General features: G+C 66.5%; 18 protein-coding genes and 1 tRNA gene. 5 read left to right on the top strand and 14 right to left on the bottom strand.

What is annotated here, in order from left to right; translation table 11 throughout:
- Positions 1–3 precede the first annotated feature (3 nt).
- Together ABIE24_RS07720 and ABIE24_RS17665 are read right to left on the bottom strand one after the other, a co-directional pair.
- Positions 4–1671 (bottom strand): FAD-dependent oxidoreductase, encoded by a 1668-nt coding sequence (locus tag ABIE24_RS07720; RefSeq protein WP_354498397.1) that lies wholly within the window; start codon positions 1669–1671, stop codon positions 4–6.
- A gap of 26 nt (positions 1672–1697) precedes the next feature.
- Positions 1698–1862, bottom strand: a complete 165-nt coding sequence (locus tag ABIE24_RS17665; RefSeq protein ID WP_502916261.1) for a DUF8730 family Cys-rich protein — start codon at positions 1860–1862, stop codon at positions 1698–1700.
- Between the two features lie 241 nt (positions 1863–2103).
- On the opposite strand from ABIE24_RS17665, the gene ABIE24_RS07715 reads away from it, so the two are divergent.
- Positions 2104–2964, top strand: a complete 861-nt coding sequence (locus tag ABIE24_RS07715; protein ID WP_354498395.1) for an NmrA/HSCARG family protein — start codon at positions 2104–2106, stop codon at positions 2962–2964.
- Between the two features lie 105 nt (positions 2965–3069).
- Here the strand turns inward: ABIE24_RS07715 and ABIE24_RS07710 are convergent, their stop codons facing one another.
- Positions 3070–3357 carry a hypothetical protein gene (locus ABIE24_RS07710; RefSeq protein WP_354498393.1) on the bottom strand — a complete coding sequence of 96 codons (288 nt, stop codon included), beginning with the start codon at positions 3355–3357 and terminating at the stop codon, positions 3070–3072.
- Between the two features lie 432 nt (positions 3358–3789).
- On the opposite strand from ABIE24_RS07710, the gene ABIE24_RS07705 reads away from it, so the two are divergent.
- Together ABIE24_RS07705 and ABIE24_RS07700 are read left to right on the top strand one after the other, a co-directional pair.
- Complete coding sequence (locus tag ABIE24_RS07705; RefSeq protein WP_354498391.1) at positions 3790–3978, top strand: hypothetical protein; 189 nt, start codon at positions 3790–3792, stop codon at positions 3976–3978.
- 62 nt (positions 3979–4040) lie between these two features.
- Positions 4041–4508, top strand: coding sequence for a hypothetical protein (locus ABIE24_RS07700; RefSeq protein WP_354498389.1), 468 nt, complete (start codon positions 4041–4043; stop codon positions 4506–4508).
- 124 nt (positions 4509–4632) lie between these two features.
- On the opposite strand, the gene ABIE24_RS07695 is transcribed toward ABIE24_RS07700, so the two are convergent.
- The 10 genes from ABIE24_RS07695 to ABIE24_RS07650 form a co-directional block, all read right to left on the bottom strand.
- Entirely contained in the window at positions 4633–5838 is a 1206-nt protein-coding gene (locus ABIE24_RS07695) for a tyrosine-type recombinase/integrase (RefSeq protein WP_354498387.1), read from the bottom strand.
- Entirely contained in the window at positions 5831–6025 is a 195-nt protein-coding gene (locus tag ABIE24_RS07690) for a helix-turn-helix transcriptional regulator (RefSeq protein WP_354498385.1), read from the bottom strand. The genes ABIE24_RS07695 and ABIE24_RS07690 overlap by 8 nt, the downstream gene beginning before the upstream one ends.
- A 186-nt stretch (positions 6026–6211) precedes the next feature.
- Positions 6212–6283, bottom strand: a tRNA-Gln gene (locus ABIE24_RS07685).
- 57 nt (positions 6284–6340) lie between these two features.
- The gene (locus ABIE24_RS07680) at positions 6341–7276 is read right to left on the bottom strand and encodes an NAD(P)/FAD-dependent oxidoreductase (protein WP_354498383.1); all 936 of its coding nucleotides are present in this window, start codon (positions 7274–7276) and stop codon (positions 6341–6343) included.
- Positions 7273–8793 carry a glutamate--tRNA ligase gene (gene gltX / locus ABIE24_RS07675; RefSeq protein ID WP_354498381.1) on the bottom strand — a complete coding sequence of 507 codons (1521 nt, stop codon included), beginning with the start codon at positions 8791–8793 and terminating at the stop codon, positions 7273–7275. The genes ABIE24_RS07680 and gltX overlap by 4 nt, the downstream gene beginning before the upstream one ends.
- Before the next feature lie 11 nt (positions 8794–8804).
- Positions 8805–10055 carry an MFS transporter gene (locus ABIE24_RS07670; RefSeq protein WP_354498379.1) on the bottom strand — a complete coding sequence of 417 codons (1251 nt, stop codon included), beginning with the start codon at positions 10053–10055 and terminating at the stop codon, positions 8805–8807.
- Positions 10056–10061: 6 nt separating this feature from the next.
- Positions 10062–10823, bottom strand: a complete 762-nt coding sequence (locus tag ABIE24_RS07665; RefSeq protein WP_354498377.1) for a fumarylacetoacetate hydrolase family protein — start codon at positions 10821–10823, stop codon at positions 10062–10064.
- A gap of 62 nt (positions 10824–10885) precedes the next feature.
- Positions 10886–12007 (bottom strand): branched-chain amino acid aminotransferase, encoded by a 1122-nt coding sequence (locus ABIE24_RS07660; protein WP_354498375.1) that lies wholly within the window; start codon positions 12005–12007, stop codon positions 10886–10888.
- 24 nt (positions 12008–12031) lie between these two features.
- Positions 12032–13087, bottom strand: coding sequence for a 3-isopropylmalate dehydrogenase (locus tag ABIE24_RS07655; protein ID WP_354498373.1), 1056 nt, complete (start codon positions 13085–13087; stop codon positions 12032–12034).
- 61 nt (positions 13088–13148) lie between these two features.
- The gene (locus tag ABIE24_RS07650) at positions 13149–14678 is read right to left on the bottom strand and encodes an MFS transporter (RefSeq protein WP_354498372.1); all 1530 of its coding nucleotides are present in this window, start codon (positions 14676–14678) and stop codon (positions 13149–13151) included.
- A 63-nt stretch (positions 14679–14741) separates the two neighbouring features.
- Here ABIE24_RS07650 and ABIE24_RS07645 point away from each other — a divergent pair, with 63 nt between their 5' ends.
- A complete protein-coding gene (locus tag ABIE24_RS07645; protein ID WP_354498370.1) occupies positions 14742–15320 on the top strand; it encodes a TetR/AcrR family transcriptional regulator in 579 nt (192 codons plus the stop codon).
- Between the two features lie 101 nt (positions 15321–15421).
- Positions 15422–15670: a DUF6458 family protein gene (locus ABIE24_RS07640; RefSeq protein WP_354498368.1), complete on the top strand. Its 249-nt coding sequence runs from the start codon at positions 15422–15424 to the stop codon at positions 15668–15670.
- Positions 15671–15742: 72 nt separating this feature from the next.
- On the opposite strand, the gene serA is transcribed toward ABIE24_RS07640, so the two are convergent.
- Positions 15743–17335, bottom strand: coding sequence for a phosphoglycerate dehydrogenase (gene serA, locus ABIE24_RS07635; protein WP_354498366.1), 1593 nt, complete (start codon positions 17333–17335; stop codon positions 15743–15745).
- Positions 17336–17390 lie beyond the last annotated feature (55 nt).

Raw genomic sequence — 17390 nt, 5'->3', positions numbered from 1 at the left:
TCCTTAGATGTTGGTGAGAACGGGGATGGGGGCGTTTCGGTCGGTCGCGGAGGTCCCGGCGAGCCAGGTCCTGTATCCACCGTCGAGGTTACGCACGTCGCGGCCCAGTTGGGTGAGCAGTCGCGCTGCGGTGTGACCGCGTTGCCCGACCTGGCAGTGAACGACCAGCGGTGTGTGCGGCAGTTCGGAGGTACGGGCGCGGATTTCGTCGAGGGGCACGTTGATCGCGCCGGGGATCGCGCCGTGAGCGAACTCATCGACCGAGCGAACGTCGACGAGAGTGGCACCAGCGTCGATGGCCTTGTCGAGCTCATGCCATTGAATGCTTCGCGTTGTTCCCGTTGCGACGTTGTCGGCAACGTAGCCGGCCATGTTGACGGCATCCTTTGCTGAGCCGTACTGCGGGGCGTACGCCAGCTCGAGTCGCGACAGCTGGGACGCGGTCAGGTGTCCGGTCATGGCGGTGGCAATGACGTCGATGCGTTTGTCCACACCCGTCCGACCGACGATCTGGGCGCCGAGGATGGCATCCGTTTCCGAGTCGATGAGCAGCTTCATGGACATCTGCTCAGCTCCTGGGTAGTAGCCCGCGTGAGAGGACGGATGCGTGTGCACCACTCGGTGTGGACGACCGGAAGCGGCCAGACGGGTCTCGCTCCATCCGACCATGGCGATGGTGAGCCCAAAGAGACCGACGATCGCGGTTCCCAGGGCCGGAACGCTCGGTTCCGCGATCCCCACGATGGCGTCCGCGGCGGTTCTCCCATGCCGGTTGGCGAGTCCCGCCATTGTGACGAGCGTCGCAGCAGCGTCGATGGCATCCGTCTTCTCGACAGCATCACCGACCGCATAGATCGAAGGATCACTGGTGCGCTGGTATTCGTCGACGGCGATGCCGCCCGTTTCTCCGACGGCGAGGCCGGCGGTGAGCGCGAGATGCGTGTCTGGGCGAACGCCTCGAGCTTCAATGATGAGGTCGGTCTCGATGATGGATCCGTCGTCGAGGTGCACCTGGCCTGCGCTGGCGTCGGTGACCGTGCTGTTGACGCGCACGTCGACGCCATGATCGAGAAGGATTTCGAGAACGGGGATCGCCATCTCGGGGTCGAGAGGAGAAAGAGGCTGCGGGCCGCGCTGCACAAGCGTGACCTGCACGCCACGGGAGACGAGGTTCTCAACGGCCTCGAGCCCGATGAATCCCGCTCCGACGACGACCGCCCGGGCATCGGTCCCAAGTCCTTCCAGCACGGAAGAGATCGCGTCTACGTCGTCGACCGTGCGAAGGGTGCGCACCGGAACGCCGTGCCCGGGAAGCGCAGACCCTGTGGTCGCACCGGCGGCGACGATCAGGACGTCGTAGCTTTCGGTGGCGGTCGCGCCATCGAGAACGTTGGTCACCTGCACGGTCTTCGCCTCTCGATCAATCCGGACCACCTCGTGGTTGACACGCACATCGAGGCGGAACCGGGCGGCAAGCGACTCGGGAGTTTGAAGCAGGAGGCTGTCTCGATCCTCGATAATCCCGCCGACGTAGTAAGGCAGGCCACAGTTCGCGAAGGAAACGTACGGACCGCGTTCGAAGACGACGATCTCTGCCGCCTCGTCGAGGCGACGGAGCCGCGTGGCCGCCGACATCCCGCCGGCGACGCCACCGATGATGATGGTCTTCATTCAGTTCCTATCCGGAGTCGGGTTGGTCAGCGTGAGAACAGGCGAGAGAGGAACCCGCCGGTGCTCGGCTCGCGGTCATGACCCTGGCAACGGTCGGTCCGCGGTACCCCGCGCATCACCTCATCAACATGCTGGCCGCAGCCCGCCCACGTCGTCTTTCCACAGGTCTTGCAGGTTACGGCTCGGCACATAAGGTTCGTTTCTCCCATCGATTTGCATACCCCGGGGGGTATCGTAACTACGAGTATATGATACCCCCGGGGGTATAGCAAGCCGATCGCCCCGGACTCAGCGCTCGGGCACGTTTGAGCGTGACGTCTCGTAGGGGGTCCGTAAGGCAGACACCTTTCGACCTGGCACGCGGCCGCCCTATAATCAACGCAGCAGATTGGCCCGGGCAACCCCTGAGGTGATAGAGGGATGACAAGCGGCATGAGTCCGAGCACAGGGCGGACGATCGCCGTCCTCGGCGCCACGGGCCGTCAGGGCGGCCAAGTCGTCCGGCGCCTGCTGGTGGACGGATGGCACGTACGGGCCATCATTCGAAAGCCCGGCAGCAAGAAGGCCGTGATACTCAAGGAGCGGGGAGTTGACGTCTTCGGGGCCGATCTAGAGGACCCGAAGTCTCTCGACTCTGCCTTCGCCGGGGCGCATGGCGTATTCAGCATGCAGGAGCCGCGTTCTGGCTCGATCGAGATCGAGATTCGCCAAGGCACGAATGCCGCCCGGGCGGCCGCGCGAGCCGGGGTCCGACACGTGGTCTACGGATCGGCGGGGCCGGGAGAGGAAACGACGGGCATCGAGCAGTGGGACGCCAAAATCGAGGTCGCGCGCCAGATGAAAGGGCTGGGGCTGCCGCTGACGGTCTTGCGTCCGATGGCGTTCATGGAACTCATGGTCGATCCGTCTTTCTACCCGCAGAGCTCCACGTGGTACACCATGCCGAAGCTCGCCGGCCTGGACTGCCGGATTCCTTGGCTCAGTGTGCGCGACCTCGGGGCGATCGCGGCCAAGGCATTCGCCGATCCGGAAAGGTTCATCGGAATGGACTTGCGGCTCGCCGCAGACGTCAAGTCTCTGGCGGAGTGCAGGGCGATCTATCGTGACGTCACGGGCAAGAATCCGCCCCGCTTCCCCATACCACTGTTCCTATTCCGGAAGTTCGTCGGGGACGATGTGCTGAACATGTGGCGGTGGCTGCGGGTCAACCCCGTGGAGCTTGACATAGGCCCGACCTACGAGATCCACCCTGAAACTATGGACGTACGGACGTGGCTGGCGAACTCGCACTGAACGAGGAGTATCGAGATCGTCCGATCGCGTGTGCCCGTTAATGGTCCACATCGGCGTCGAACAATACCCACCAGCCAATTGTCGTGAACTTGTGGCTCGGTGCACCTAGCTCGGCGCAATGATGAGATTCATGCCACTCTCCGGGTGATACCCCCACGACTCGGAGTACTTGTCCCACTCGCCTGTTTGTCGACCATCAAGCGCCCGGGTGCTGCCGATGAGTTCCGAGACATGTTTGGGAACGTCGAGCTCTTCGTAAACGCAATCAAGTGCGCGCGAGGTCATACCCGGGGCATCGTCGGTATCCGGTTTCGTCGAAACAATGAGCGTGGTCCCGTCATCTTCAACCGCAACAACTTTATCGAAAAGATCGTCATACAGCTTCTGCGTCACAGCGTCTCGAGTTCCCGTCGGACCTGGTTCCGGGGACTCAGCTGCGGACTCCACCCGCCGTGATACCGGCAAGAAGTTTCCGGTTCCTCGGTGGGCGCGTCGGAGTCTCCCCCACATGCTCCTGCATTGACTCATTGTTCGGTCGTCGACTCCGACTCTGACACGGCAACTGCCATTCCTCGTCCCGAGGCCCAGAAGGAGGGTCGCATCAACACCGTTACGAGCCTGGAGGCCCGCACCTCTGTAGTGCGCTCCGGACTTCGGGGCACAAGCGTCGCTGTTGACAATCATGCTCGGTTGCGACTGCAGCGTATGGCCTGGCGGTGCGGGCCGTTCTCACCAAGATGATTGCGCTTCCACAAGTCGGCGCATGGTTGAAGGCGTCCACACCGCGTGGCTCCGAGCGGTGCAGTCAGTCGGTATGGTGGCGTCATGCGTTGGTGGATTATCCTGACTGTCCTTGCCCCGTTCATCGCCGTCGCCCTCGTGGCGTGGCTCTCCGTCGCGCTCTACCGGTGGAGGCAACGCCGGACGGATGAAGTAGCTCGAGCAGCAGCGATTGACGTGTATCGCACTATGCGCGGTTCCCCGAGTACCGACCGCAATCCACCGTCTGAGTAATCCAGGAAAGACGCTGACTGAGGCGTCGAGTAGTGACTCAGAAAGCTGCCACGATAGTTCACATGAAGAAGTTCATCGCGACTTTCGTCCTCGTCGCCGCTCTCGCCCTGACCGGTTGCGGTGGGACGGGCGCCGCGCCTGCTCGCACTTCGCCAGCCGCCGCCGCCGATGAAGCCAAGCCCGTCGAGGAAGCGCCCAAGGCTCCCGACTTGGCGGGCAGCTGGAAGCAGAGCAACTCGCAGAGCGAGACCGACTTCATGACGGCTGCGATCACCGACGACGTCATCAGCGTCGACTGGGAGCTGGGGAGCGAAGACATCACTGCCGTCTACTGGGTGGGCACGTTCGAGGCCCCGGCCGACGCGACCGAAGCTCACACGTGGACCTCGCAACGTGACGCTGCGGCGACCAACACGGCGGTCATGGCGTCGACAGACGACACGAAAGACTTCACTTACAAGGAAGGCGTCATCAGCTTCACGGTGAGCATCCAAGGCAAGTCTGCGACTGTCGAATTGAAGAAGAACTAGCGGCCGCCCCTGGGCGCGTAGCCAGAGAACCATCGCCGCTGCTCGCTTGCCGCGTTCTTTCAACCATCCGCTCTCCGACCGTTTCCGATGTCCCGCAAGACGTTCCTTATGCGAGATCCTTGGCTCAACTACCAAGCACGTCGTCGAGAATCTCAGCCGTCACCGGGTCAACTTGGTCCGCTGTGACCACATAGCTGTTACGCGTAATTTGCTCGCTCGCATGGCCGAGAAGTCTGGACGCCAGCGTGATCCCGGCTGCCCGCTCGATCAGCGTCGCGGCCGTGCGCCGGTAGATGTGTGTCGTGTACTCGGTGACATCGACGCCGAGCGCGACGAGTTCCGCGCGCTCATCGTTAATGAATGCACGGAGTAAGCGCTCATAGTTGCTGACGCTCATTGTGAGACCGGTTTTTGTCGGGAACAGGAACGCTTCTGGGTCGGGCTCGGCCAGTGCCAGGCGGCGGCGCACGGCCGCTGCGGCCATCGAGGGAAGCGCGATGTTCCGTCGTTGTCGAGCACGCTTCGGGGAATGCTTTCGATGCGTCCCTTGGGTCTTGTTGCTGACGATTGTGCCGTTGACGACGAGGGTAGGCGGCAGAGTGGTCATGTCCACATCGCACCGGCGTAGGCCGAGGCATTCTCCGATCCGCACCGAGGTTCCCAGCATGATCTCCATACCGTCGAGCAGGGCACGGTAGTTGGGCCGCGGGCCGTCATCGCGCGTGACTCTCCACTGCTCCATCAGCTCCCTGATGCCGACGATTTGCGCCGTGCTGAGCGCGGACTCCTTTCTGGGCGCCGTCGGAAGCCGCTGAACGTCACGCACCGGGTTTCGATCCAGCGCGTCGTCCCGTACGGCGTACCCACAGACGAGACTCAGCACCGCGCGGGCACGCCGCGCCTTCGAAATAGTCTCTTCGTCCAGGATCTTCTGCAGGATGCGGTCACAGCGACCGACAGTCAACTGGTCGAGCCGGACTCCCCCGCATCGCGGGACGATGATCACCCGCGCAGTCGTCTCGTACGACTCGTACGTCGAGTACGAGAGGCCGCCGGTGTTCGCGCGGGTGAGGATTTGTGACAGCCACAGCTCGACCACGTCGGCGATCGTGCTCGACGGCGAAAGCGCCGCCGACCCGCCGGTGCTGAGCGCCTTCGCCTGCCGGAGAAGGTCGGCGCGGGCAGCGTCCTCAGTGTCGTCGGTCGTCGCAAGACGATGCAACGCCCCGCTGTCGTCACGGAAGGATGCTCGGGCTCGGTACCGGCCGCTCGGGAGGACTCCCACGACGACGCTGCCCAGCTCACCGGCGCGGATCTGCGGCCTAGCCATGCCGGTGCTCCTGCACCCAGGTGAGCACGTCTTGCACGTCGTACCGCACGTGCCGGCCAAGCTTGAGATACGGCGGACCGGCGTGGGTCAGGCGCCAGTCCTCCAACGTGCGCTCGGGCAGCCGGAGCAGCTCCGCAACTTCGTGCTGTGTGAGGAATTGCGGGGCGGTCTGCAACGTCAGGTCCATACCCAACAGGTGCACCATCGAACCCGTACTCGGCCGGGACAACTCCGTCTCAACCGGGACTGCCTGACACCATTAAAAGCCCACATAGGGTTTTTGGTGTCGTTTTTGGTCACAGAGGCCGTTTTGGACCTGTGAGGAAGGATGGGCGATGTCTGATTTCGCCGCGGAATCCTGCGCCTGTTACTGCTGGGGTACCTGGACTCGAACCAAGAACAAATGAACCAGAATCATCCGTGTTGCCAATTACACCATACCCCAATGGCCAAAAGCATTGCCTCGGCCGAGTGTCAACTGTAGCCTAACCCCGGCCCACTCTCAAATTGAGCGGGTGCGTGCCGCCACCGTGTCGCGCACGATCGTCGCCGACGCCTGGGCACCCGTTCCCGCAGCAACGATGAGCTGCTCCGGGCCGGGAGGAGTGATGTCGCCTGCGGCATATAGACCGGGCACGGACGTCCGGTGGTCCGCATCCACGATGAGCAGGCCGTTCTCGTCAGTATCCGCGCCCAGCCCGTCGAGATAGCCCAGCGTCGTCTCCCAGCGCGGCCGCACGAACCCGGCGGTGCGGGCGATGACCTCGCCGTCGGAGAGCGTCAGCCCGGTCAGTTCTGCGCGTTCGCCCACGAACTCGGTGACGACGCGACGTTCTACCCGGATGCCGTGGGTCGCCAGCATCCGCTCGTCGCCGTCAGAGACGGTCCCGACGCCGTTGGTGAAGACGATGATGTCGTCGCTCCAGACGGACGCGTGCAGGGCTCGCTCGGCGAGGTCGTCCGACTCCCCCACGACGGCAAGCGCCGCCCCGGCTTTCTCGAAGCCGTCGCACTCGTAGCAGCTGTGCAGCGCGGTGCCATAGAAGGCCCGCAGGTTGCCGATCGCCGGGAGTACCTCGCGGAGACCGGCAGCGACGAGCACCCGCCGAGTCGTGACGTCCTGGTCCGGCGCGCCACGCACGCCGGCGGCTGTGACCCGGAATCCCCCGTTTTCGGCCGACACCCGGTCGACCAGGGCGAATTGCACATCGCCGTCGGCGTAAGACGCGACCTCCTCGCGGCCCAACCGCCGAAGCTCCAACGGCGAGACGCCGTCGCGGGTGAGGAAGCCATGCGAGTGCAGCGTGGCGGCGTTCCGGGGCCGGTTGCCGTCGAGAACGAGGACCCGCTGCCGGGCCCGGACGAGGTTCAGCGCGGCCGACAGGCCGGCCGGTCCCCCGCCGACCACGACGACGTCGACATCGAACGGGCTGGTCATGCCGACAGGTGCGCCGAGAGCCGTGACAACCGGGCCAGCGTGTCGGCCTTGCCGAGGATCTCCATCGATTCGAACAGCGGCGGCGAGACGCGACGACCGGAGACAGCGACGCGCAGCGGGCCGTACGCTATCCGGGGCTTCAGTCCGAGCCCCTCGATCAGCGTCGCGGCCAGAGCGCCCTGGAGGCCCTCGGCGTTCCACTCGGAGTCCGGCAGCTCGGCCAGGGCCTCGCTGGAGGCCGACAGCACGTCAGTCGCGTTCTGCGGCAGGCTCTTCAGTGCGTCGTCCTGGTACTCGATGCCCGCGGCATCCGTGAAGAGGAACCCGAGCATGCCCGGTGCCTCACCGAGCAGCCCGATGCGCTCCTGGACGAGCGGCGCCGCCTCGGTGAGAATCGTGCGCTGCTGGTCGCTGAGCGGTTCGGTCAAAATGCCGTCTCGCACGAGATACGGGATGGTGCGCTCGGCGAAGTCGGCGACGTCGAGCAGGCGGATGTGGTCGCCGTTGATCGACTCGGCCTTCTTGAGGTCGAACCGGGCGGGGCTCGGGTTGACGTTCACGACGTCGAACGCGGCGACCATCTCGGTAAGGGAGAAGACGTCGCGGTCGGCCGACAGGCCCCAGCCGAGGAGGGCGAGGTAGTTGACGAGGCCTTCGGGGATGAAGCCCCGGTCGCGGTGGTGGAACAGGTTCGACTCGGGGTCGCGCTTCGACAGCTTCTTGTTGCCGTCGCCCATGACGTAGGGCAGGTGGCCGAAGCGGGGAATGAACGTCGTCAGCCCGATGTCGATGAGCGCGTGGTACAGCGCGATCTGCCGCGGCGTCGACGGCAGCAGGTCCTCGCCGCGGAGCACGTGGGTGATGCCCATCAGGGCGTCGTCGACGGGGTTCACGAACGGGTAGAGCGGATGCCCGTTGGGGCGAACGACGACGAAGTCGGTGAACGACCCGGCCGGGAAGGTGATCTCACCGCGGACGAGGTCGTCGAAGCTGAGGTCGGTGTCCGGCACCTTGAGCCGGAGGGCAGGCAGGCGGCCCTCGGCCCGGAAGGCGGCCCTCTGCTCGTCGGTGAGGTCGCGGTCGAAGTTGTCGTAGCCGAACTGTTTGGGGCGGCCGGCGGCCTCGTTGCGCGCGTCGATCTCTTCGGCGTTCGAGTAGCTCTCGTAGACGTGGCCGGCCGCGGTGAGCTTGCTGATGACGTCGCGGTAGATGTCGGCGCGCTGCGACTGACGATAGGGGCCGTGGTCTCCGCCGACTCCCTCACCCTCGTCCCAGTCGAGCTTCAGCCAGCGCAGGGCGTGGAGGATGAGCTCGTAGCTCTCCTCGGTGTCTCTCGCGGCATCCGTGTCTTCGATCCGGAAGATGAGCCGTCCCCCGGTGTGCCGCGCGTAGGCCCAGTTGAACAGGGCGGTGCGGATGAGCCCGACGTGGGGCGTGCCGGTCGGAGACGGGCAGAATCGGACGCGGACGTCACTGCCGGAAGCCGTTGAGAAGAGGGGGGAGTTTTCGCTTGACATCACCCGCAATCCTAGCCGCTGGCGGGCACCGGGGCGGCGGGCCGGCGGCTCACGACGATGGTGCCGACGACAACGACGGCGACGAGCGCGGTGGCGGCCACGGCCAGTCCGTCGAACCCGACGAAGGCGAGGATCGGACCGGCCAGCGCTCCCCCGACAGCGCCGGAGAGGCTCATCAGGGTGTCGGAGATGCCCTGCACGCGCGGGCGGCGAATGGGTTCCGTCGACTCGGTGATCAGTGCCGAGCCGGCCACCGTCGAGGCGCTCCACCCGAGCCCCAGCAGAACCAGCCCGACACTCACCGCCGGGGCGGACTCCGCGCCCATCGCGATCGTGACGAGAGCAGCAACGAACAGGGACTGTCCGAGCAGGATCACCGGGAGTCGCCCCAGCCGGTCCGCCAGGATGCCGAACACCGGCGACAGGGCGAACATCCCGGCCACGTGCAGGCTGATGGTCAGCCCGATGATGGTGAGGCTGGCGCCGTGGTGGAGCAGGTGCACCGGCGTCATCGACATCACGGCCACCATCGTGGCGTGACTGAGCGCAACGGCGGTGATGGCGAAGCGCTCCCGCGCGCGAGAGACGGCCGCGGTCTGCTCCGGCCGCGAGCCGGCATCCGACGTCGCGCCGAGCGCCCGCGCGGTCAGCAGCGGGTCGGGGCGAAGAGCGAAGAGATAGACCAGGGCGGCCAACACCTGCGCCGCGATGCCGAACAGGAACGGGCCGGTGAGTGGCACCAGACCCAGGACCCGGCCGACAGCATCCCCCGGTTCGAGCAGGTTGGGACCGATCACAGCGCCAATGGTGGTCGCCCACACGACGATCGACAGATCGCGGCCGCGGGTGCGGTCGCTCGCCAGGTCGGTGGCGGCGAACCGGGCCTGCAGGCCGACCGCCACGCCGGTGCCGAGCAGGGCGAGCGCGAGGAGGAGGAGAGGGAAGCTGCGGACGGTCGCCGCGACGATGGTGAGCGAAGCGCCGAGCGCCGAGACCAGAGCCCCGCCGCCCAGCGCAACCCGCCGCCCATGGCGGACGGCGATCCGGGCGAGCGGGATGGCCGCGATCGCCGCCCCCAACGTCGACATCGTCGCGGCCATGCCCGACCAGGCATCCGAGCCGGAGATGTCAGCGGCGAGGAGGGCGCCGAGGGAGAGCGTGGCCCCGACAGCGAACCCGCCGAGCACTTGCCCGGCCGAGAGCAGCCAGACCGACCGCCGCTGCAGTGCGGCGAGCTCTGCCTGACCGATCGCGGCGCTCATGAGGGGTCAGGCGGCGGTGTTGCGCAGGACGCCCAGGCCCGAGACGGCGACCTCGACGGTGTCGCCGGACACGAGAGGCCCGACCCCTGCTGGGGTACCGGTCAGGATGACGTCGCCGGGGAGCAGCGTGAACACCGCTGAGGCGTAGGCGATGATGTCGGCGACGGAGTGGATCATGTCAGAGAGCGGAGCCTGCTGGCGGATGTCGCCGTTGACGCGGGTCTCGATCGTTGCGCCGTCGAAGGAGAACTCGGTGTCGATGACCGGGCCGAGCGGGCAGAAGGTGTCGAAACCCTTCGCGCGGGTCCACTGCCCGTCCTTCTTCTGAAGGTCGCGGGCGGTCACATCGTTGCCGATGGTGTATCCGAAGATCACGCTCTCGGCATCCTCGGCGCGCACGTTCCTCGCGACGGCGCCGATGACGACGGCGAGTTCGCCCTCGTGCTCGATCCGGTCGGACAGCGACGGCAGAACGATGCGGTCGTTCGGGCCGATCACCGAGGTGTTCGGCTTGAGGAACAGCAGCGGTTCGGCCGGGGGTTCGTTACCGCCCATCTCCTTGACGTGGTCGGCGTAGTTCTTGCCGACGCACACCACCTTGGAGCGTGGAATGACCGGCGCGAGGAGCACGGCATCCGCCAGCGGCACCCGCTCACCGGTGGTCTCGAATCCGCCGAACATCGGATCCGCGGCGAGCACGACGAGGTCGCTCTCATCGAGGATCCCGAAGTTGATGGCACCGTCATGGCTGAATCGCGCTATTTTCACGTGTCGAGCCTAGCCTCTCCGGCGCTTCCTCCGTCAGGCGCGAGCGTCGCGGATTCGCGCGCTCAGGAATCCAGACGGTACAGCCAGCCGTGCGGGTCTTCGCGGCGTCCGTACTGGATGTCGGTGAGCTCGTCGCGAATCGACATGGTCAGTTCGCCGGGTTCCGCGTCGGGAGCACCGATCGAGAACTCTGCTGTCTTCAGCTCGCCGATGGGGGTGATCACGGCGGCGGTGCCGCAGGCGAACACCTCGGTGATCTCACCCGACTCGACTCCTGCGCGCCACTCGTCGACGGTCACGGCGCGCTCCTCGACCGTGTACCCGCGGTCGGTCGCGAGTTGGATGATGCTGTCGCGGGTCACGCCCTCGAGGATGCTGCCGGTGAGTTCGGGGGTGACGATCCGCTTGTCCCGGTGGACGAAGAAGATGTTCATGCCGCCGAGTTCTTCGATGGTGGTGCCGGTCTCGGCATCGAGGAAGAGAACCTGCGCGCAGCCGTTCTCAGCTGCCTCCTGCTGCGGGAGCAGGGATGCCGCGTAGTTGCCGCCGCACTTCGCCGCTCCGGTGCCACCGCGGCCGGCGCGGGTGTACTCGGTCGACAGCCAGATCGACACCGGCTTCACTCCGCCGGAGAAGTACGCCCCTGCCGGGCTCGCAATGACGTAGTAGCCCACCTTCTGGGCGGCCCGAACACCGAGGAACGACTCGTTCGCGATCATGAACGGCCGGAGGTACAGGCTCGTGTCTTCGCCGGACGGCACCCAGTCCTTGTCGGCGGCCACGATCTGGCGCAGCGACTCGAGGAAGTCCTCGACGCTCAGCTCCGGCAGCGCGAGCCGCCGCGCAGACCGCTGGAACCGCTCGGCGTTCTTCTCGGGTCGGAACGTCCAGACCGAGCCGTCCGCGTGCCGGTAGGCCTTGAGCCCCTCGAAGATTTCCTGGCCGTAGTGCAGCACGCTCGACGCGGGGTCGAGCTGCAGCGGTCCGTACGGCTGGACCCGGGCGTCGTGCCAGCCGTCGTCGAGGGTCCAGTCGATCGCGACCATGTGGTCGGTGAAGTGTTTGCCGAATCCGGGGTTGGCCAGGATCTCCTCGCGGTGCGCCTCTTCGACGGCCGAGGCCGACGGGCGGTGCTCGAAGGCCAGCGGGAAGGATTCTGTGTCGGTTCCTGGTGCGAGAGTCATGTGCGTTCCTTTGCGTGCTGAAATCTAGTGTGCGCCGAGCGACGCGACGATCGCATCCCCGACGGCCGACGTCGACCGGGCGTTGCCGGTTCGAGCGGCGATGTCGGCGGTCACGGCGTCGGTCACCGCTTGTGACTCGGCGGCGAGTCCCAGGTGCTCGAGCAGGAGGGCGACGCTGAGGATGGCAGCGGTCGGGTCCGCTTTCTGCTGCCCGGCGATGTCGGGGGCAGAACCGTGGACCGGCTCGAACATGCTCGGGAAGGCGCCGTCCGGGTTGATGTTTCCCGAGGCCGCGAGCCCGATGCCTCCGCTGATTGCGCCGGCAAGATCGGTGAGAATGTCGCCGAAGAGATTGTCTGTGACGATGACGTCAAATCTAGCAGGGTCGGTGACGAGAAAGATCGTGGCGGCGTCGACGTGCAGGTAGTCGACCTGCACCTGCGGGAACTCCGCCGCGACCGCGTGCACGATGCGCTGCCAGAGTCCGCCCGAAAAGGTCAGAACGTTGGTCTTGTGCACGAGCGTCAGCTTGTTGCGTCGGGCGGATGCCTTCGCGAACGCGAACCGGACGACGCGCTCCACACCGTACGCGGTGTTCACCGAAACCTCGTTGGCGATCTCGTGTTCGGTGCCCTGCCGGATCGCGCCGCCGTTACCGACATACGGGCCCTCGGTTCCTTCCCGCACGACGAGGAAGTCCACGTCTCCGGGATCGGCGAGCGGGCTCGGGACCCCGGGGTAGACCCGGGTCGGCCGGAGGTTGGCGTAGTGGTCAAGCGAGAAGCGCAGCTTGAGCAGCAGTCCGCGCTCGATGTTCGCGCCGGCAAGGCGCGGGTCACCGGGCACTCCCCCGACGGCTCCCAGGAGGATGGCGTCGTGTGAGCGGATCGCGTCGAGGTCGTCATCGGTGAGGACGTCGCCCGTCTCGAGGAACCGGGCCGCCCCGAGCGAGAATTCCGTCGTGTCGAAGCTGACGTCGCTGTCGCGGGTGACGGCATCCAGGACCTTCACTGCTTCGGCGATGACCTCAGGGCCGATCCCGTCCCCCGGAATGACCGCTAGCTTGACCTGACGCGACATGAGTGCTCCATCCTGGGCGGGGAATTTCCGACCCGTCCAGCCTATCGCCGCGCTGTCCGGCTCACCGCACGGAACGGAACGCGAGCAGCGCGACGATCGCCGCGGTGACGATGAGCCCGCAGCCGAGCCACGCCGACAGCCCCACGCCGCTGTCGAAGGCGTGGCGGGCCGATTCGAGCAGCGCGGAGGCGGCGTCCGACGGAAGCTCACCGGCGACGTGCACCGCTCCCCCGAGGGTTTCGGCGGCTGCGCTGTGCTGATCGGCGGTGAGGCCGTCCGGCAGGAGGACGGCGTTCCGGTACGAGGCGGTGAGGATGCTGCCGAGGGTGGCTGTTCCGAGCACGGCGCCGAGCTCGTACGCCGTCTCGGAGACGGCGGAGGCGGCGCCGGCCTTGTCGACTGGGGCGCTCGCGAGGATCAGCTCGTTCGACACGGTTTCGGCCGCGCCGATTCCCAGGCCGAGGAGGACGAAGCAGATCGTGATCCCGGCCGCGTCGACCGCGCCCCCGGTGAGCCCGATCGCCCCGTACCCGACAGCCGAGAGAACGAGGGCGGCGGGAACCACGATCGATGGGCGCACCCGGGCGGCCACCGGCACGACCAGGAGCCCGGCGATGATCATGGTGATCAGCCCGGGCACGAGGGTGAAGCCGGCGGTGAGCGGTGACAGCCCGAGCACGAGCTGCAGGTGCTGTGAGACGAAGAAGAGTCCGCCGACGAAAGCGATGACGCTGAGCAGGTTGATGACGACGGCGCCGCTGAATGCGGGCTGGCGGAACAGCGCCAGGTCGAGCATGGGCGTCTCCAGCCGTCGCTGGCGCCGCACGAACAGGGCGCCGGCGACGAGCCCGAGCCCGATCGCCGCGAGACCGACGGCATCCCACCCTTCCGTGGCGAGGTGCTTGATGCCGTAGACGACCGGCAGCATCGTGACCAGCGACAGGGCGATGCTCACCAGGTCGAGCTTTCCCGGGGACGGATCCCGCGACTCCGGAACGAGGAACGGCGCCAGCGCGAAGAGCGGCAGCAGCACCGGGACGGCGAGGAGGAACACGGATCCCCACCACAGATGCTCGAGCAGGATGCCGCCGATGATCGGGCCGAGTGCGCTCCCGGCAGCAAAGGCGCTCGCCCAGATCGCGATCGCGAGGCGCCTCTGGCCCCGGTCGCGGAAGATGCTGCGGATCAGGGAGAGGGTCGACGGCATCAGCATGGCGCCGAAGAACCCGAGCGCTGCCCTCGCACCGATGAGCAGTTCGATCGACGGTGCGAACGCCGCAAGCACCGACACCAGCCCGAACCCGGCGGAACCGACGAGCAGAAGCTTCCTGCGGCCGATCCGGTCGCCGAGGCTGCCCATGGCGACGAGCAGCCCAGCCAGGATGAGCGGGTAGATGTCGATCATCCACAGCAGCGCTGTGCCGCTCGGAGTGAGCGCCTCAGAGATCGCCGGCAGCGCGAAGTTCAGCACCGTGTTGTCCACCGACACCAGGAGAACGGGCAGCATGAGCACGGCCAGCGCGGCCCAGCCTCGCCAGCCGACGCGAACCGGCGTCAGCTCGAGGGCGGGAGTGCGCGTGGGGGTAGTCATGACAGATCCTTCGGTGAAGACGGTGAAGCTCCTACTATACCGGCTGGACGGTATAGTAGGAGTATGACCTCCTCCCGTGCCGGATCCGATCGACGGATGCCGCAACCCGAGACCGCGCGCGATCGCATCCTCGTTGCCTACGAAGACCTCCTCATCGAGTCCGGGGAGCGCGGCGCGACCCTCGACGCGGTCGCCGCCCGCGCCGGCGTCTCGAAGGGCGGCCTGCTCTACCACTTCGGCTCGAAGGACGCTCTCACGACGGGCTTAATCGACCGGCTGCTCGTGCTGACCGACGAGGACATCGCGCTCATGCGCTCGGCCCCGGCGGGTGTCGTGGACTACCTGATCCGGACCTCGGTCTACGCCGGCACGGCACTGGATCGTGCGCTCATCGCCGCCGCGCGCCTGGCCCAGACGTCAGACCCCCGTGCGGGCGTCGCCCTCGCGACGATCCGGACCCGTTGGCTCGATGTGGTCGCGGAGGCGGTGGGCGACCCGGTCGTGGCCCGCGCCATCGTGCTCATCAGCGATGGGCTCTACTACAACTCCGCGCTGATGGGCATGGGCGCGCCCGATCCCGCCGACACGTCGGACGAGGCTCTCGACCGGCTCCTGGCCCTGATCGCGGCGCTCAGGGCCTAGCACAAATCCCGCGCCGTCCGCGCCGGAACGCGTGTCCCTAGCCCGTACCGGCGAAATAGCCCTAGTGTGATGCCACCAGCACCAGAAAGGGAGCAATCACCATGAGTATTGGTTTGGGAATTTTCCTACTCGCCATCGGGGCGATCCTGACGTTCGCCGTCAATGTGAGCCTCGACGTCATCGACCTCGACCTGATCGGCTACATCCTGATGGGAGCCGGCCTCATCGTCATCATCATCGGTATCGCGCTCCTCACCCGGAAACGCCGTACCGTCGCGACATCCCGCACCGACGTGGACCCGACCACCGGGTCCCGTGTGAACACGACAGAGCGTGACGACACACTCTGACCTGACACCAGGAAACACGAAGAGGGCCACCGCATCGCGCGGTGGCCCTCTTTGCGTGGTTGCAGTCCCGCGCTACTGCTCGGTGATCTCGATCGCCCGGAGGACGCTGGCGTCGATGTCGGAGCGAACCGACTCGAGGATCGCATCGGGCACCGGCGAGTCGACGGTGAGCACGCTCAGCGCCTGCCCGCCCGCCGCGCGACGGGCGACCTGCATGCCGGCGATGTTGATCGACGCCTCGCCGAAGCGTCGACCGTAGATCGCGACGATTCCGGGACGGTCGGTGTAGAGCATGACGATGTGGTGCTGGGCGATCGGCACCTCGACGTCGTAGCCGTTGATCTCGACGAGCTTCTCGATCTGCTTGGTGCCGGTGAGTGTTCCCGAGACCGAGATCTGTGATCCGTCGCTGAGCGCACCGCGCAGGGTGATGAGATTGCGGTATTCCTCGCTCTCGGCATCCGTCAGCAGGCGCACCACGATGCCGCGCTGCTCGGCGAGGAGCGGGGCGTTGACGTACGACACCGTCTCGCTCACGATGTTCGTGAAGATGCCCTTGAGCGCGGCGAGCTTGAGCACGCTGACGTCATACTCGCTGAGTTCGCCGTGCACTTCGACGTCGACGCTGGTGAGCGGCGACGAGGCGAGGGAGGCGAAGACCTGTCCGAGCTTCTCCACGAGCGGGATGCCGGGACGCACGTACGGGTCGATGACGCCGCCGGCCACGTTGACCGCGTCGGGGACGAGTTCGCCACCGAGGGCAAGCCGAACGGACCGGGCGACCGAGACGCCGGCCTTCTCCTGGGCCTCATCGGTAGAAGCGCCGAGGTGCGGGGTGACGATGATGTTCGGCAGGCCGAGCAGCGCATCGTCCGACGGCGGCTCAGAGACGAAGACGTCGAGGCCGGCACCGGCGATGGTCCCGGTGATGAGGGCTTCGTGCAGCGCCTTCTCATCGATAAGCCCGCCGCGGGCGACGTTGACGATGTACGCGGTCGGCTTCATCAGCGCGAGCTGGTCGGTGCTGATCATGCCGGTGGTCTCCGGCGTCTTCGGCATGTGGATGGTGATGAAATCCGACTGCTCGAGCAGTTCGTCGAGAGTAACGAGCTGCACGCCGAGCTGCTGTGCCCGCGCGCTCGTGACGTACGGGTCGTAGGCGACGACGTGAGTGCCGAACGCCTGCAGGCGGGCCGTGATGAGCGCGCCGATGCGGCCGAGGCCGATGATGCCGATGGTCTTCTCGTAGAGCTCGGTGCCGGTGTACTTCGAGCGCTTCCACTGCCCCTGTGCGAGCGCGTTGTGCGCCTGCGGGATGTGACGGGCCAGGCTCAGGATGTGCCCGACGGTCAGCTCCGCGGCCGAGATGATGTTCGACGTGGGCGCGTTGACGACCATGACGCCGGCGGCGGTGGCCGCCTTGATGTCGACGTTGTCGAGTCCGACGCCTGCACGGGCGATGACCTTCAGCTGAGGGGCCGAGGCGAGTGCTTCGGCGTCGACCTGGGTGGCTGACCGGACGAGGATCGCGTGGGCGTCAGCGAGCGAGGCGAGGAGCGCCGGCCGGTCGGTGCCGTCCACCTGGCGGATGTCGAAATCGGGCCCGAGGGCGTCGACTGTTGCTGGGGAAAGTTCTTCGGCGATCAGTACGACCGGTTTTGACACAGGGGCATCCTTTGCTTGCAACGGGGAGACGGGCGCCGCAGCCGTCGGGACGCAC

Source organism: Mycetocola sp. 2940, from assembly GCF_040548835.1.
Taxonomy (GTDB): Bacteria; Actinomycetota; Actinomycetes; order Actinomycetales; family Microbacteriaceae; genus Mycetocola_A.
This window is presented reverse-complemented; position numbering and strand designations above follow the sequence as displayed.

Excerpts from the sequence above, each read along its gene's own strand:
- ABIE24_RS07720 (WP_354498397.1), bottom strand. The coding sequence starts at position 1,671 with ATGAAGACCATCATCATCGGTGGCGTCGCCGGCGGGATGTCGGCGGCC.
- ABIE24_RS17665 (WP_502916261.1), bottom strand. The coding sequence starts at position 1,862 with ATGTGCCGAGCCGTAACCTGCAAGACCTGTGGAAAGACGACGTGGGCG.
- ABIE24_RS07715 (WP_354498395.1), top strand. The coding sequence starts at position 2,104 with ATGAGTCCGAGCACAGGGCGGACGATCGCCGTCCTCGGCGCCACGGGC.
- ABIE24_RS07705 (WP_354498391.1), top strand. The coding sequence starts at position 3,790 with ATGCGTTGGTGGATTATCCTGACTGTCCTTGCCCCGTTCATCGCCGTC.
- ABIE24_RS07700 (WP_354498389.1), top strand. The coding sequence starts at position 4,041 with ATGAAGAAGTTCATCGCGACTTTCGTCCTCGTCGCCGCTCTCGCCCTG.
- ABIE24_RS07695 (WP_354498387.1), bottom strand. The coding sequence starts at position 5,838 with ATGGCTAGGCCGCAGATCCGCGCCGGTGAGCTGGGCAGCGTCGTCGTG.
- ABIE24_RS07690 (WP_354498385.1), bottom strand. The coding sequence starts at position 6,025 with ATGGACCTGACGTTGCAGACCGCCCCGCAATTCCTCACACAGCACGAA.
- ABIE24_RS07680 (WP_354498383.1), bottom strand. The coding sequence starts at position 7,276 with ATGACCAGCCCGTTCGATGTCGACGTCGTCGTGGTCGGCGGGGGACCG.
- gltX (WP_354498381.1), bottom strand. The coding sequence starts at position 8,793 with ATGTCAAGCGAAAACTCCCCCCTCTTCTCAACGGCTTCCGGCAGTGAC.
- ABIE24_RS07670 (WP_354498379.1), bottom strand. The coding sequence starts at position 10,055 with ATGAGCGCCGCGATCGGTCAGGCAGAGCTCGCCGCACTGCAGCGGCGG.
- ABIE24_RS07660 (WP_354498375.1), bottom strand. The coding sequence starts at position 12,007 with ATGACTCTCGCACCAGGAACCGACACAGAATCCTTCCCGCTGGCCTTC.
- ABIE24_RS07655 (WP_354498373.1), bottom strand. The coding sequence starts at position 13,087 with ATGTCGCGTCAGGTCAAGCTAGCGGTCATTCCGGGGGACGGGATCGGC.
- ABIE24_RS07650 (WP_354498372.1), bottom strand. The coding sequence starts at position 14,678 with ATGACTACCCCCACGCGCACTCCCGCCCTCGAGCTGACGCCGGTTCGC.
- ABIE24_RS07645 (WP_354498370.1), top strand. The coding sequence starts at position 14,742 with ATGACCTCCTCCCGTGCCGGATCCGATCGACGGATGCCGCAACCCGAG.
- ABIE24_RS07640 (WP_354498368.1), top strand. The coding sequence starts at position 15,422 with ATGAGTATTGGTTTGGGAATTTTCCTACTCGCCATCGGGGCGATCCTG.